The following is a 15,060-nucleotide window of genomic DNA, read 5'->3' as shown; positions in this document are numbered from 1 at the left end:
CGCGTCCACCTTATGAGACTTTCATAATTCCTTCACAAGGTCTCAGATTCTGGGAAGAATCGCTCAACAGACCGTTCGGGTTGCTCAGAATCCGCGGCGTGCTCAGAATCCGTTCGGAGAATACGGTGCCCGACCGAGGCTGAACATTGCGCTGGCGAGTACGGCGGATCCCGGCGTCTGCTCATCGATGCGTCCGGCCCGCGCGAGGATGACGGGATCGGCGCCGCCGAGGTACAGGGACCCGAGCTCGGCGATGCCGAGCCCCAGATCTGCCGGCGTCGAATCGGAGGCAGGGGTCACCTCGGCGCTCTCACCATCCGAGGTGATCGTGAAGCGTCCCCCTGCGAGGTCGAGGGAATCGTCGATGTCGATCGTCAGCGTTCCGGGCACGTACCAGGGCCGGGCTTCGAGTGCGGCCTTGACGTCGAGGATGCGGATCCAGATATTGTCCTCGCTCGCGACGGTCTTCACACGCCTGGAATCGGTGAGCAGCCACGGCAGCGGGGAGTATTCGGCGGACTCGCCAAAGGTCACGCGGGTCGACAGGTCGATGGCGGCGAGGAACGACCACAGGGAGGCGTAGGCCGCATCGGTGACGGCCACGAAGTCGATGATGTCGACGGTCGGCGGGGTCTTCGACCAGCCGGCGAACTTGTAGGACACATAGCCGTCGGGCTCGCCCTGTTCGTCGAAGTGCAGGGCCGCGCGGACGCCGCGGTCCTCTTCGCCCGTCTCAGTGTTCAGGGCGCCGGTGGCGCGTTCGATGTAGGTCTGCTGGCGCTCCATCGCCCCGGGCGAGGTCCGCATGAAACGGTCGTAGATCTTCGGAGCGAGTTCGCGCAGCTCGCTGGGCAGGCACATCTCGACACGGCGATCGGGTTCGCGGACCATTTTGAAGCCGGGAGAGGTGTCGACCTCGATCGAACGCAGCCAGGTCGCCACACCGAAGCCGAAGCGCGAGTAGATTCCGCCTTCGGTCGCGGTCAGTGCGGCGAACGGGTAGCCGGCCGCCTTCGCCTCGGCGAGGTCCGTGGTCATCAGCGACCGCAGCAGACCGCGCCGCCGGTGGGTCGGTCGCACCGTGATCCAGGTGATGAGGTGACCCGGGACCAGCCGACCGCCGCCGACGTTGACGAGTTTCTCGAACCAAGCGAAGGTCGCGACCGGGATCGACGAATCCAATCCGTGGCCGAACTCCTGGTCGGCGTAGACGGCGGTGAGCTTGCGCCCATCGGCGATCGCCCGCTTCACCCTGCCCACCAGGGCCGCATCCGTCGAACGCGGGTCGTGGAAGCCCACACTCGTCGAGGCGAAATACGCCTTGGTGCGCTCATCCGGCTCGCCGGCGGCTTCGTCGATGGTGGGCTCGAAGTCTTCGAATCTGTAATTCGTCACACATCCACAGTAGTCCAGATCACCCTCCATGCCCACGAATGATTGCGCTCAGGCTAGGCAGAGGGCTCACAGATCCCAGACGGACCGGCCGATCGCCGCCCACGGGAGCCGACCGTCCGCAGACCGAGAAAGCATCCAGACTTTGCCCAGGAGGAATTCAGGAGTAATAATTGTTGAGCAGTTCAGGCAACCAAGCCGAACCCGGCCACCTCCGGGTCGCACCCGCCCTTCTCCGAGCACACCCGCTCGACTCAAGAACGGCGACGCCGTCGAAGAAAGCAGAACATGGCTCAAGCACCACCCCCACGCGGTCAGCGCATCACCGTCTGGACGCGCCTGAGGCGGTCCCGTCCCGCCATGATCGGCCTCGCGCTCGTCGTCTTCTTCGTCGCCCTCGCTGCGCTCGCTCCCGCATTCTCTGCGATCACCGGCAACAGCCCGTATGCCTACAACCCGGATGCACTCGGCCCGGACACAGCCCCGACCGGACCATTGGGCGGAGTAAGTGCTCAACACTGGTTCGGCGTCGAACCCCGCACGGGCCGAGATCTCTTCGCCATCGTCAGCTATGGGGCGCAGGTGTCACTGCTCATCGGTCTTGCCTCCACCGCGGTGTCCATCATCGTCGGCGTCGCAGTCGGTCTCATCGCCGGCTTCTACGGTGGAGTCGCTGACCGTCTGCTCTCCAGGCTGACCGACATCATCTTCGGCTTCCCGTTCCTCATCTTCGCCATCGCATTGTCCGCAACGGTCCCGGCCAGCGTCCCCCGACCGCTGCTGCTCATCCTCGTCATCGGGTTCTTCGGCTGGCCGTCGATCGCCCGCGTCGTCCGCAGCGAGACCCTGTCCTTGCGGGAGCGCGGATTCGTCCGCGCCGCCGCGGCGCAGGGCATCGGCAGCGGCCGCATCATCATCCGTGAGATCATTCCGAACATCCTCGCCACCATCATCGTCTTCACGACAGTGTCGATTCCGGGCAAGATCGGCGCCGAGGCTGCGCTGTCCTTCCTCGGCGTCGGCGTCAACCCGCCCACTCCGTCATGGGGCCGATCGATCTCCGATGCCATCAGCTGGGTCCAAGTCGACCCGATGTATCTCATCTTCCCCGGAATGGCACTGTTCCTCGTCACGCTCGGATTCAACATGTTCGGCGACGGCCTCCGCGATGCCCTCGACCCGTCCGAGGCTGAGGCCCCGACAACCACCAGCACCGAGGTGGCCCCCGCGGCTGCTCCCGTCTCGACTGATCCGCTGAGCGCGGGAGGGCAGGCATGAACCGCACGAAATTCATCCTCATGCGCCTCCTCGGCGCGGCCTTCGTACTGCTCATCATCGCCGCTGCGTGCTTCGCGATCTTCTACCTCATGCCTGCGAACCCGGCACAGTATTCGTGCGGCAAACCCTGCTCCCCGGAACGTCTGGCCGAGGTCGAGCGCTATCTCGGCGTCGATCAGGCCTGGTGGAAGCAGCTCTTCGACTTCCTCGGCGGCATCGTCGACGGGCGCACCTATGGTGAGGGCGCGACCGCAATCCACTGCAACGCACCCTGCTTCGGGTATTCGTTCCGTCTGCGCGATTCGGTCACCGATCTCGTCATCGACCGCCTGCCGATCACGTTCTCGCTCACCCTCGGAGCTGCGGTCCTGTGGAGCGTCGGCGGAATAGCCGCCGGTCTCATCGCCGCTCTCAAACGCGGAACTGCCGCCGACAGCACGGTCATGGGCGCCGCCATCACCGGCATCTCCGCACCGACCTATCTGCTCGGGCTGCTCGGCATCCTCCTCTTCGGCTTCACCCTCAACGTGCTGCCGATCGGCGGCTACGTGCCGTTCACCGAGAACCCCGGAATGTGGGCCTTCCACCTCATCCTGCCGTGGATCGTGCTCGCCATCGCCAACGGCGCCATCTATGCCCGGCTCACTCGCGGACAGATGCTCGAAGTGCTCAGCCAGGACTTCATCCGCACTGCCAGGGCCAAGGGACTGTCCGAAACGACGGTGATCGGCAAACACGGCCTGCGCAACCTCGTGGTGCCGCTGACGACGCTCTTCGCCATCGATATCGGCGGACTCCTCGGCGGGGCCGTGATCACGGAGAAGGTCTTCGGGCTCGGCGGAGTCGGGACTCTGCTGCTCGAATCGGTGTCGAACCTCGACATCCAGGTCATCGTCGGTGTGACTCTCTTCGCAGCCGCCGTCGTCATCATCGCCAACCTGCTGGCCGATCTCAGCTATTCGCTGCTCGACCCGCGAATCAAGGCCGTCCGATGAACGGTGACCGGCCGATGAGCACCGCACACGAACACATGCGCACGGGGCCACCTCGGCGGCGATGTCGATACCAGCTCTCCTCCTCATTCGTCTCTTGACCGACTTCGCGACGCAGTCAGCGCCGCACATCCGAAAGGCACACCATGAAACGCGCAGCACTCATCGCCGCCACCCTGTCCTTGGGTCTCGTCCTCAGCGGCTGCAATGCCAACCCTGAACTGAACGAGGACGGCGGGGAGTCCAACACCCTCGGCGAAACGCACAAGGGCGGGACGCTCAACATCTTCTCCGACGCCCCGGATATGGACTTCGATCCGGGCAAGAGCCAGGGCCTGGCGATCACGTCCCTGTCGTTCGTCCACCGCCGCCTGACCACCTGGGACATCCAGCCAGGCAAACAGGCGAAGGTCGTCCCGGATCTCGCCACTGACACCGGTACAGCCAGCGACGACGGCAAGACCTGGACCTTCACGCTGAGGGACGGGCTGAAGTACGAAGACGGCTCGGAGATCACCTCGGCCGATATCAAGTACGGCATCGAACGCTCCTTCTCCACCGAACTCTCCGGAGGGCTCAGCTATCACAAGACGCTGCTTGAGGGCGGCGATGACTATGCGGGCCCGTTCAAGGGCAAGGAGCTCAAGTCCGTCGAGACTCCTGATGAGAAGACGATCGTCTTCCACCTCGATTCCTCGTTCGGCGACTTCCCGTGGATCGCGTCGATGCCGGCCTTCTCCCCCGTGCCCGAGTCGAAGGACGATCCGGGCAAATACGGCCTCGATCCCATCGCATCGGGTCCGTACAAGGTCGAGTCGAACAAGTCCGGTGCCGAGGCGGTGCTGACCCGCAATGACAATTGGGATGAGAAGACCGATCCGGTGCGTACCGCCGGCCCCGACGAAGTCGTCTTCAAACTCGGTCAGGATGCTTCGGTGACTGCGCAGGCGCTCATCTCCGATTCCGGGGATGCGAAGAACGGCTTCTCGGCAAGCTTCGTGCCCGCTGCTCAGCTCGCCCAGGTGCAGAACGATCCGAATGCGAAGTCGCGTCTGGTCACCTCAGGCCCCGGAGCTTTGTCATACCTGGCGATGAACAACGATTCGAAGGGACTCGACAACGTCAAGGTTCGTCAGGCGATCAAATATGCGGTGAACAAGGACACGTTCCGCATCGCCGCCGGAGGCGAGATCTCGGGCGACTTCGCCTCGACCCTCATCACCCCAGGCATCCCCGGACGCGTCGACTACGACCTGTACGAGGCGAAGCCGGAAGGCGATGTGGAGAAGGCGAAGTCCCTGCTCGAGGAATCCGGAGAGAAGCTCGGTGACCTCAGGCTGCTCGTCGCCAATGACGCCACCTCCGTGTCCGAAGCAGAAGCTGTCCAGGAAGCACTGGCACGCGCCGATATCAAGGTGACCATCAAATCCGTCGACTCGAACACCTTCTCCGCCGACGCAACGGATGCCAAGGGCGACTACGATCTCGCCCTGAGCTCCTGGCAGCCGGACTTCCCATCGGCAAACGGCAATATCGCTCCGCTCTTCGACTCCTCACAGATCGGCAACGGCAACTACAACATTTCGCACTTCTCCGATGAGAAGGTCGATGCCCTCATCAAGAAGGCCACCGAGACCGTCGACCCGACCGCAGCTCAGAAGGTCTGGGCCGAGGCCGACAAGGCGATCATGGAGCAGGCGCCGATCGTACCGCTGACCTATAACAAGAACTCCTACCTGCACGGGTCGAACGTGGAGAACTTCGTCATCGGCGACTTCCCCGCCTACCCGGTCTACTTCAAGGCATCGCTGAAGGGCTGATCCATGGTTGCCGATTCTGCGCCGTCGCCTGAGACCGTTCCGACTGACCGCGCTGCACTGTCCTATCGTGACCACTGCGTGTCGTTCGGACCGAAGGTCATCACCCGTGAGGTGTCTTTCGACCTCGTTCCCGGCCGGATCCTCGCCCTCGTCGGCGAGTCCGGTTCGGGCAAGTCCGTGACCGCACTGGCTGCACTCGGCTTGGCAGGAAGCGCGGAGCAGACGGGGTCCGTGCTTCTGAGCTCTGCGGGCCTAACCGGTACAGCTGCAGACAGCCGTGAACTCGTCGGGCTCGACCCCACTGGGCTGCGCGGAGTGCGTGGGGCGGAGATCGGCGTCGTCTTCCAAGAGCCGATGAGCGCGTTCAATCCGATGTTCCGCCTCGGTCATCAGATCGCCGAGGCGGTTCGTGCTCACCGTCACCGCGCGGGCTCTTCGCCGGGTGGAGCAGAACCCGCTGGAGGTGCGGAGGCGAGGGCCGGTGCCGCATCTGCTGCCGAAACATCGGTGAGAGACCGGGTACGAGCCCAGTTGGTCAAGGTCGGCCTCGACGACCCGGACCGGATCATGCGAGCCTATTCGCATCAGCTCTCGGGTGGTCAGCTGCAGCGAGCGATGATCGCCTTGGCGACGGTCAATGCCCCGCGTGTGCTCATCGCCGACGAACCGACGACGGCTCTCGATGTCACGGTCCAGACGGGCATCCTCGACCTTCTCCGCTCCCAAGCGACTGAGGAAGGGCAGGCCGTCCTCCTCATCACCCACGATATGGGTGTCGTCGCCGATATCGCCGACGAAGTGGCCGTGATGAAGAACGGTCGCATCGTCGAACAGGGCAAGGTCGACGAACTGTTCTCGGACCCGCAGGAAGAATATACGCGCCAGCTGCTGGCTGCGGTCCCCCGCCTCGGTGACTTCGGATCTGGAAGGTCGAAACCGGAGACCGGTTCATCCAGCGCTCCGGATGCATCGACAGCACCAGATGGATCAACTGCTCCGGCAATCGCCGCCGAGCTCAGATCTGCCACAGTCGTGCACAGGAGCTCGGCGGGCCCGGTCACCGCGATCGAGGGCATCGACCTGCAGATTCCTGCCGGTTCGATCACCGGACTCGTGGGCGAATCCGGTTCCGGGAAGTCGACGATCGCCACTGTCCTCACCGGCGGGCAGAAGCTCAGCAGCGGTCAGGTCTTCGTCGACGGTCAGGCCGTGTCCACCCGCCCGAACCGGGCTCAGCGACGTCGCCGCGCCGATATCGGTGTGGTCTTTCAGGACCCACGCGGCGCACTCAATCCGCGGCGGACCATCGGTTCTCAGATCGGCGAGCCCCTGCGGGTCCATCGTCGCCTCGATTCTCACACGATCGACGCACGCGTGGCTGCGCTCCTCGACGATGTGCAGCTGCCCGGTGACTTCGCCGAGCGCTATCCGCACGAGCTCTCCGGTGGTCAGCGTCAGCGTGTGGCCATTGCGCGGGCACTCGCTCTGGATCCGAAGCTGCTCATCGCCGATGAGCCGACGTCCGCGCTCGACGTTTCGGTCCAACGCGGGGTGCTGCGTCTGCTGGCCGAACTCCACGAGGTCCACGATTTCGCCTGTCTGTTCATCAGTCATGACCTTGCAGTCATCGAGCAGCTCGCCTCCACCGTCGTCGTGCTCAGGCATGGAGCGATCGTCGAACAGGGCACGAGCGCTCAAGTGCTCACTGCGCCCCAGCAGGCGTATACGAAGGAGCTCATCGAATCCGCTCCCCTGCCGGATCCGCAGATCCAAGCCGCCAGACGCGCTGCCCGGCTGGCCGCCTGACCGGGCGAGCCGGCTGCCAGAGCGACAGCACCGGCCGTCTGACCAGCCGAGATCTGTGAATGTGAAGGAGCCCTGGACACCGAATGGTGTCCAGGGCTCCTTCTCTCAGCTCTCCCAGCTGGGGCGGTCACAGCATCGCAGCGTTGGGGCCGCCTCGGCGAGGTTGAGACTCAGCCGATGATTCCGACTCAGCGAGCGGCAGTGCCCTCGGTGTAGTCGTCGTCGGAGTCCTTGAGCCATGCGAACATCTTGCGCAGCTCGCGACCGGTGGACTCGATCGGGTGCTGCTCTTCCTTGGCACGCAGCTCCTTGAACTCCGGTGCGCCGTTCTTCTGGTCGTTCATGAAGCGCTCGGCGAACTTTCCGTTCTGGATGTCGTCGAGGACGCCCTTCATGTTCTCCTTCACCTCGGGGGTGATGACCCGCGGGCCGGAGACGTAGTCGCCGTACTCAGCGGTGTCGGAGCAGGACCAACGCTGCTTGGCGATGCCGCCCTCGACCATGAGGTCGACGATGAGCTTGAGCTCGTGGAGGACCTCGAAGTACGCGATCTCGGGCTGGTATCCGGCCTCGGTCAGGGTCTCGAAGCCGTACTGGACGAGGTGCGAGACACCGCCGCAGAGCACGGTCTGCTCACCGAACAGATCGGTCTCGGTCTCCTCGGTGAAGGTGGTCTTGATGCCGCCGGCGCGCAGGCCGCCGATGCCCTTGGCGTAGGACAGCACGGTCTCCCAGGCCTTGCCGGAGGCGTCGACCTCGACGGCGACGAGCACGGGCACACCGCGGCCGTCGACGAACTCACGACGAACCACGTGGCCGGGACCCTTCGGGGCGACCATGATGACGTCGACGCCCTCGGGAGCCTTGATGTAGTCGTAGCGGATGTTGAAGCCGTGGATGAACACGAGGGTCTTGCCGGGAGCCAGCTGGTCCTTGATCTCGTTGTTGAAGATCTCGGCCTGAACCTGGTCGGGTGCGGCGATGGTGATGACATCGGCCCATGCGGCCACCTCGGCGGGGGTGCCGACCTCGAGGCCCTCTGCCGTGGCCTTGTCGCGGCTGGCCGAGCCTTCCTTGAGGCCGATGCGGACTTCGGCGCCGGAGTCGCGCAGGCTCAGCGAGTGGGCGTGGCCCTGGCTGCCGTAGCCGATGACGGCGACCTTCTTGCCCTGGATGATCGACAGGTCTGCATTGTCGTCGTAATAGCGTTCTGCTGCCATAATTCTAGCTCCTTCGGGTTACGGGGTGATGTCCCCATTGTTTCACAGTTCGGTACTGCTGTTCACGTATTGAGATGAGCGGGGTTCCACAAGTTGGAACGCGAAATCAGCCACGCAGTGCGCGGTCGGTGATCGACTTCGCCCCGCGGCCGATGGCCACGGTTCCCGACTGCACGATCTCCTTGATCCCGAAGGGTTCGAGGACCTCGCGCAGGGCTTCGACCTTGCCGAGCTCACCGGTGGCCTCGATGCTCACGGAGTCGGGTCCGACGTCGACGATCTTCGCCCGGAACATCTCCACCGCCGAGGCGACCTGGGGTCGTGTGGCCGCATTCGCCTTCACCTTGTAGATGATGTGCGCACGACGCACCGAGGACTCGGGTTCGAGTTCGACGATCTTGATGACGTTGACGAGCTTGTTCAGCTGCTTCGTCACCTGTTCCAGCGGAACGTCGTTGACGTCGACGACGACGGTGATCCGGCTCAGCTCCTCATGTTCTGTCACACCGACGGCGAGGCTGTGGATATTGAAGCCGCGGCGGGCGATGAGCCCGGTGAACCGGGTGAGCACGCCGGGCTTGTTCTCGACCAGGACAGAGAGTGTGTGTCGGCTGCTGTTCATTCCAGGCCTCCTTCGATCTGAGCCACGGAACGCACCGTGCCGTCTTCGTTCGCTCCGGCCTCGGCGATGGCGGCCTCGGCCTCCTCTTCGCCCTCTCCGTCGAACTCGGGACGGATGCCGCGGGCGTACTCGATCTCATCGTTCGACACGCCTGCCGCGACCATCGGCCACACCATCGCATCCGGTGGGACCGTGAAGTCGAGGACGACCGGTCGGTCATTGATCGACAGCGCCTTCTCGATCGCGGCGTCGACATCCTCGTTGCGGTCCACGCGGATCGCCTCACAGCCGTAGGCTTCGGCCAGTTTGGCGAAGTCGGGAATGCGGATCGTCTCGTGACCGGTGTTGAGGTCGGTGTTCGAGTAGCGGCCGTCGTAGAACAGGGTCTGCCACTGACGGACCATGCCCAGCGACGAGTTGTTGATGATCGCGACCTTGATCGGGATGTTGTTGAGCGCACAGGTGGCCAGCTCCTGATTCGTCATCTGGAAGCAGCCGTCACCGTCGATCGCCCACACCACGCGGTCGGGCTGGCTGACCTTCGCACCCATGGCCGCGGGCACGGAGTAACCCATGGTGCCGAGACCGCCGGAGTTCAGCCAGGACTTGGGGCGTTCGAATTCGATGAACTGAGCAGCCCACATCTGGTGCTGCCCCACGCCTGCGGCATAGACCGCCTCGGGGCCGGTGAGCGCAGAGATCCGGGAGATGACGTACTGCGGATCGCACAGTTCGCCGTGCGTCTCATAGCCGAGCGGGTAGGTCTGCTTGAGACGGTTGAGGAAGCGCCACCACGGTTCGCGCTGGCGCTCCAGAGCCTTGGGGAACTTGCTGCGCATCTCTGCGAGCATCTCGGCGAGCACTTCGCGGGCATCGCCGACGATGGCGACATCGACCTCTCGGTTCTTGCCGATCTCGGCCGGGTCGATATCGGCGTGGATGACCTGGGCGTTCGGCGCGAACGAGTCCAGCTTGCCGGTCACGCGGTCGTCGAAGCGGGCACCGATGGCGATGAGCAGGTCGGCCTTCTGGAAGGCGGTGACGGCAGGCACGCTGCCGTGCATTCCGGGCATGCCCAGGTGCAGCTGATGCGAGTCGGGGAAGGCTCCGCGCGCCATGAGCGTGGTGACCACGGGGATGTTCGTGGCCTCTGCCAGGCGCAGCAGCTCCTTCTCGGCCTCCGAGCGGATGACTCCGCCGCCGATGTAGAACACCGGGCGCTGAGCCTCGGACATCAGGCGTGCGGCCTCGCGGATCTGCTTGGCGTGCGGCTTGAGGATCGGGCGGTAGCCGGGCAGCACCGGCTCTTCCGGCCAGACGAACGGGGCCGTGCCGGTCTGCGCATCCTTGGTGATGTCGACGAGCACGGGGCCGGGACGGCCGGTGGTCGCGATGTGGTGGGCGTTGACGAGCGCCGCCGGAATGTCCTCGGCACGGGTGACGAGGAAGCTGTGCTTGGTCACCGGCATCGTCATGCCGACGATATCGGCTTCCTGGAAGGCGTCGGTGCCGAGCAACGATGAGGCCTGCTGACCGGTGATCGCGAGCATCGGCACGGAGTCCATGTGCGCATCGGCCAGGGCCGTGATGAGGTTCGTCGCGCCCGGACCCGAGGTGGCGATGCACACGCCGAGCTTGCCCGATGCGGCCGCATAGCCTTCGGCCGCGTGGCCGGCGCCCTGCTCGTGACGGACGAGGATGTGACGGATCTTGTCCGTCTCGAACAGCGGGTCGTAGGTGGGAAGGATGGTGCCGCCGGGAAGCCCGAATACCGTGTCGACCTCGAGCTTCTCGAGGCTGCGGACGATCGCCTGTGCGCCGGTGAGGACCTCCGGCCCGGTGTTGCGGCGAATGCTGGACGGTGTGGCTGTGACCGGTGCGGACGCGGGTTGAGTGCCCGTGTCTTTCGCGGTCGAGGGCTTGGCTGCCATCGATTCCTATCCTTCCTGGGTTTCCTTCTCATCTCCGCATTAAAAAAGCCCCTCCGGATTCGGTAGGGGCGCGCGGAACGTGTCGTCTCGACAGGCTACGGAAGATCCGCGCGCTGGGTAATAACGACGACAAGAAGGTGAGTCATGCCTCAATAGTTCCCCGCAGCACTCGAGAGTGTCAAACCTCGCAAACGTTCGTCCCGACATTCGAGACCGACGATGATTGCCAGGCGAGACTCGCCGAGGCGGCACAGCGTCCCCATTCCCCACCGCCGTTCCGCTCGACCTCAACTTTCAGCGCACAGAGAAACGGGAAGCCTGTTTGCCAGATTCGTGGAATAGATCACAGTCTGCGACTAGGCTGGATTCTCGTGCGCCCCCTCCTCCGTTTCTGGCCTGACCTCCGCTCCCGCATCGGCGTGTACGTCCTCGTGCTCGTCCTCACTCTCCTGGCCAACGGAATCCAGCTCATCGTCCCCGTGATCACCGGCTACATCGTCGACGGACCCATCGCCCACCGCGATCTGTCGGGCCTGTGGCTGCCGGTCCTCGGGGTCCTGTTCATCGGCATCGCCGAGGCTGTCGGGATGTGGGCACGGCGCATGGTCGTCGCTCCCGTCGTCTCCCATTGGGAGGTGACGTGGCGTTCGCGCCTGTTCGATCGTCTGCAGTACACCTCGGTGGCGATCCACGACTCCTGGGAGTCCGGCCAGCTCCTCTCGCGCGCGGTGAATGATCTGTCTCAGTTGCGTCGCTTCTTCGCGTTCGGGCTCCCGTTCCTCCTCTCCACACCGATCGTGCTCGCCGTCGGCACGGTGATGCTCGTGATCATGCAGCCCGTCTTCGGTCTGATCATGATCATCATGGCAGTGCCGGCGATCATCGCGGTCGCCGTCTTCGAGAAGCACTATCGGGAGACCTCCCGTCGGTCGCAGGACACTATGGGCGAACTGACCACCGACGTCGAGGAGTCCATCCAGGGCATCCGCATCCTCAAGTCGTTCGGACGCTCCCCCTGGGCCGCCGAGCGCTTCTCCGAGATCTCCACCCGGCTGAAATCCTTGGAGATCCGCAAAGCGAAGCTCGACTCCTGGCTGTGGAGCGTGCTCCTGCTGCTGCCGACCCTGGCTCAGGCCGCGATCGTCGCCGTCGGCACGTGGGGTGTCATCGAGGGTTGGACGACGATCGGCACGGTCGTGGCGGCCGTGACGATCTCGATGGTGCTGCGGATGCCCATCGAGATGCTCGGCTTCCTGCTCGCCGATGCGCTCATGGCGCTGACCGCCGCAGGACGGTACTGGGAGGTCATCGACATCCGCCATGACATCACCGATACCGACGGCGGTGTCGACGATGCTCCCGAAGTCGGCCACTACCGCGGGAAGCTGCGCTTCGACGACGTCGATTTCCATTTCTCTGATACCGAGCGACTGACCCTGCGCGGTCTCGATCTCACCATCGAGCCCGGTCAGACTCTCGCTCTCGTCGGGGCAACCGGCTCGGGGAAGACGACTCTGGCGTCTCTGGTGCCCAGGCTTCAGGACGTCTCCGCCGGCACGGTGAGCATCGACGACGTCGATATCCGAGACATGCCGGTGAACGAGCTGCGTCACCTCGTGTCCGTATCCTTCGAGGACCCGATCCTGTTCTCGACTTCCGTGGCCGAGAACGTCGAGATGGGTTCCCCGGGCGCGGGCGAGGAAGAGATCTGGGAGGCCCTCGAGATCGCGGCGGCGAAGGATTTCGTCTCCCGACTGCCCGATGGTCTGGATACGCAGGTCGGCGAACAGGGACTGTCACTTTCCGGCGGTCAGCGTCAGCGCCTCGCTCTGGCTCGTGCGGTCATCGGGCGTCCGCGCATCCTCGTTCTCGACGACCCGCTCTCGGCCGTCGACGTCGACACCGAGGATCGGGTACAGCGGGCCCTGCGGGAGATCCTGCCGGATTCGACGACTCTCATCATCGCCCACCGCCCATCCACAGCGGCATTGGCCGATGTGGTGGCGGTGCTCGACGAGGGCCGGATCGCAGCGCTCGGCACCCACGAACAGCTGCTCGAGTCCTCGAAGCTCTACCGCGAACTCATGGGGGCGAGCGCGAAAGCCGATGCACACACGTATCCGGGTGCGGCCGCCTCGGCGAAGGAAGGAGGGACACCATGAGCATGCCACGTCTCGACAGCGACGACGAGATCGAGTCGCTGCCGCCGGACATTGCGAAGAAGGCCCGCACCCTGCTGATGTCGCTGGTCAGGCCGCACCTGGCGATGGCCGTCTTCCTCGCCGTCATCGTCGTGCTCACGGCTGCGCTGATGGTCATCGGGCCGGTGTTCATCGCTGATGCCCTCGATCGAGGTGTGCCCGCAGCCATCGACGGCGATATGGATCCCCTGATCCGGGCGGTCACGCTCTTCGTGGTCTCAGCAATCGCCTCGGCGATCTTGGCGTTCACGTCGACCAGGCTCGTCGGGATCACCGCTCAGCGGATCCTCTTCACCCTGCGCGAGCGGGTCTTCACCCATGTTCAGCGTCTTGACCTGGGTTATCACGAGAAGTCGACCTCGGGTCGGCTCGTGTCCCGGCAGACCTCGGACATGGAATCGGTGCAGCAGTTCCTGTCGTATTCGCTCTTCGATACGGCGCTGGCGGTGCTGCAGATGCTCTTCATCGCCGTCACCCTCGTCGTCCTCGATGTGCCGCTGGCGATCGTCGTCTTCGCTGGATTCGTGCCGCTGTTCTTCATCACGAAGGCGGCGCATTCGACTCAGCGCAGCGCCTACCGGCGCACGCGGACGTCGATCGCGAAGGTCATCGTCCACTTCGTCGAGACGATGGGCGGCATCCGCGCCGTGCAGGCGTACCGGCGTCAGCCCGAGCGGCGCGGGACCTTGAGCGATCAGGATGCCCGGTATCGGGATGCGAACACGGATGCCCTGCGCGGGGTGGCCTGGTTCGCCGGGTGGACGCGGCTGATCGGCAACGTCACGCAGACGGTCATCATCGTCATCGGTGCGTGGCTCGTCATCGAGGGGTGGACGCAGATCGGCGTGCTCGCCGCCTTCATCCTCTACCTGCGTCGTTTCTACGGTCCTCTCGATGAACTCGTTCAGGCTTTCAATCTCTACCAGTCCGCCTCGGCGGCGCTGGAGAAGATCGCGGCGGTGCTCGACACCGACCCCGAGGTGGTCGAACCGACCCAGCCGCAGGCTCTGCCTGCGCACGCAACCAGTGACGCGGCTGCCAGCGGTCGTGCCCTCGATCTCGACGACGTCCGCTTCGCCTACTCCGACGGCCCCGACGTCCTCCCCCGCTTCGATCTCCACATCCCGGCGGGACAGATCGTCGCGCTCGTCGGCGCCACCGGCGCGGGCAAGTCGACCCTGGTCAAGCTCGTCACCCGCTTCTACGATCCAAGCGTTGGACGGATCACCCTCGACGAGGTGGATCTGCGTGACCTCGACGATGCACAGCTGCGATCGTCGGTCGTCATGGTAACTCAGGAGTCGTTCCTCTTCGCCGGCACCATTGCCGACAACATCCGCATCGGCAATCCGGGCGCCAGCGATGACGATGTCGTGGCGGCCGCGACCGCGGTCGGCTTGGATGCGTACATCCGCCGACTGCCCGAGGGCTATGCCACGGATGTGAAGAAGCGCGGCGGCCGGTTGAGTTCTGGCCAGCGTCAGCTCGTGTCCTTTGCCAGGGTGTTCCTCGCTGATCCGGATGTCGTCGTCCTCGACGAGGCGACTGCGCACCTCGACATCCCGTCCGAGCGGCTGGTGCAGAACGCTCTGGCCACGGTGCTCGAGGGCCGGACAGCGATCATCATCGCCCACCGCCTGTCCACTGTCGAGATCGCCGACCGCGTGCTGGTCATGGAATCCGGTCGGATCATCGAGGACGGCACACCCGACGAACTCATCTCCGGCACCGGGAAGTTCGCACAGCTGCACCAGGCCTGGCGCGACTCCCTCGTGTGAGTCCTCCCGTCCTCCTGCCG

General features: G+C 64.7%; 10 protein-coding genes. 6 read left to right on the top strand and 4 right to left on the bottom strand.

Annotation, left to right across the window (positions count from 1 at the left end; all coding sequences use genetic code 11):
• Positions 1-102: 102 nt before the first annotated feature.
• Positions 103-1,395 (bottom strand): GNAT family N-acetyltransferase, encoded by a 1,293-nt coding sequence (locus ACU4IU_RS14960; RefSeq protein WP_139908478.1) that lies wholly within the window; start codon positions 1,393-1,395, stop codon positions 103-105.
• Between the two features lie 285 nt (positions 1,396-1,680).
• Here ACU4IU_RS14960 and ACU4IU_RS14955 point away from each other — a divergent pair, with 285 nt between their 5' ends.
• The 4 genes from ACU4IU_RS14955 to ACU4IU_RS14940 all read left to right on the top strand — a co-directional run bounded on the left by ACU4IU_RS14955 (position 1,681) and on the right by ACU4IU_RS14940 (position 7,288).
• Positions 1,681-2,670 carry an ABC transporter permease gene (locus ACU4IU_RS14955; RefSeq protein WP_446657175.1) on the top strand — a complete coding sequence of 330 codons (990 nt, stop codon included), beginning with the start codon at positions 1,681-1,683 and terminating at the stop codon, positions 2,668-2,670.
• Complete coding sequence (locus tag ACU4IU_RS14950; protein WP_446657174.1) at positions 2,667-3,665, top strand: ABC transporter permease; 999 nt, start codon at positions 2,667-2,669, stop codon at positions 3,663-3,665. Before ACU4IU_RS14955 ends, ACU4IU_RS14950 begins: the two co-directional genes overlap by 4 nt.
• A 143-nt stretch (positions 3,666-3,808) precedes the next feature.
• Positions 3,809-5,482: an ABC transporter substrate-binding protein gene (locus tag ACU4IU_RS14945; protein ID WP_446657173.1), complete on the top strand. Its 1,674-nt coding sequence runs from the start codon at positions 3,809-3,811 to the stop codon at positions 5,480-5,482.
• Positions 5,483-5,485: 3 nt separating this feature from the next.
• Positions 5,486-7,288 carry an ATP-binding cassette domain-containing protein gene (locus ACU4IU_RS14940; protein WP_446657172.1) on the top strand — a complete coding sequence of 601 codons (1,803 nt, stop codon included), beginning with the start codon at positions 5,486-5,488 and terminating at the stop codon, positions 7,286-7,288.
• A 188-nt stretch (positions 7,289-7,476) separates the two neighbouring features.
• On the opposite strand, the gene ilvC is transcribed toward ACU4IU_RS14940, so the two are convergent.
• From ilvC to ACU4IU_RS14925, 3 genes are all read right to left on the bottom strand, one after another.
• On the bottom strand, positions 7,477-8,508 hold the full coding sequence (gene ilvC / locus ACU4IU_RS14935) for a ketol-acid reductoisomerase (RefSeq protein WP_376906222.1): 1,032 nt from the start codon (positions 8,506-8,508) through the stop codon (positions 7,477-7,479).
• Between the two features lie 106 nt (positions 8,509-8,614).
• On the bottom strand, positions 8,615-9,130 hold the full coding sequence (gene ilvN / locus ACU4IU_RS14930; RefSeq protein WP_139468869.1) for an acetolactate synthase small subunit: 516 nt from the start codon (positions 9,128-9,130) through the stop codon (positions 8,615-8,617).
• Positions 9,127-11,061: an acetolactate synthase large subunit gene (locus ACU4IU_RS14925; RefSeq protein WP_139468870.1), complete on the bottom strand. Its 1,935-nt coding sequence runs from the start codon at positions 11,059-11,061 to the stop codon at positions 9,127-9,129. Before ACU4IU_RS14925 ends, ilvN begins: the two co-directional genes overlap by 4 nt.
• A gap of 371 nt (positions 11,062-11,432) precedes the next feature.
• On the opposite strand from ACU4IU_RS14925, the gene ACU4IU_RS14920 reads away from it, so the two are divergent.
• Together ACU4IU_RS14920 and ACU4IU_RS14915 are read left to right on the top strand one after the other, a co-directional pair.
• Positions 11,433-13,223, top strand: a complete 1,791-nt coding sequence (locus ACU4IU_RS14920; RefSeq protein WP_248283983.1) for an ABC transporter ATP-binding protein — start codon at positions 11,433-11,435, stop codon at positions 13,221-13,223.
• Complete coding sequence (locus ACU4IU_RS14915; RefSeq protein WP_139468871.1) at positions 13,220-15,040, top strand: ABC transporter ATP-binding protein; 1,821 nt, start codon at positions 13,220-13,222, stop codon at positions 15,038-15,040. Before ACU4IU_RS14920 ends, ACU4IU_RS14915 begins: the two co-directional genes overlap by 4 nt.
• The last annotated feature ends 20 nt before the right edge of the window (positions 15,041-15,060 follow it).

The organism is Brevibacterium sp. CSND-B09 (assembly GCF_052906525.1).
This window is presented reverse-complemented; position numbering and strand designations above follow the sequence as displayed.

Coding starts and splice junctions, on each gene's coding strand:
- ACU4IU_RS14955 (WP_446657175.1), top strand. CDS start 1,681: ATGGCTCAAGCACCACCCCCACGCGGTCAGCGCATCACCGTCTGGACG.
- ACU4IU_RS14925 (WP_139468870.1), bottom strand. CDS start 11,061: ATGGCAGCCAAGCCCTCGACCGCGAAAGACACGGGCACTCAACCCGCG.
- ACU4IU_RS14915 (WP_139468871.1), top strand. CDS start 13,220: ATGAGCATGCCACGTCTCGACAGCGACGACGAGATCGAGTCGCTGCCG.
- ACU4IU_RS14950 (WP_446657174.1), top strand. CDS start 2,667: ATGAACCGCACGAAATTCATCCTCATGCGCCTCCTCGGCGCGGCCTTC.
- ilvC (WP_376906222.1), bottom strand. CDS start 8,508: ATGGCAGCAGAACGCTATTACGACGACAATGCAGACCTGTCGATCATC.
- ilvN (WP_139468869.1), bottom strand. CDS start 9,130: ATGAACAGCAGCCGACACACACTCTCTGTCCTGGTCGAGAACAAGCCC.
- ACU4IU_RS14940 (WP_446657172.1), top strand. CDS start 5,486: ATGGTTGCCGATTCTGCGCCGTCGCCTGAGACCGTTCCGACTGACCGC.
- ACU4IU_RS14945 (WP_446657173.1), top strand. CDS start 3,809: ATGAAACGCGCAGCACTCATCGCCGCCACCCTGTCCTTGGGTCTCGTC.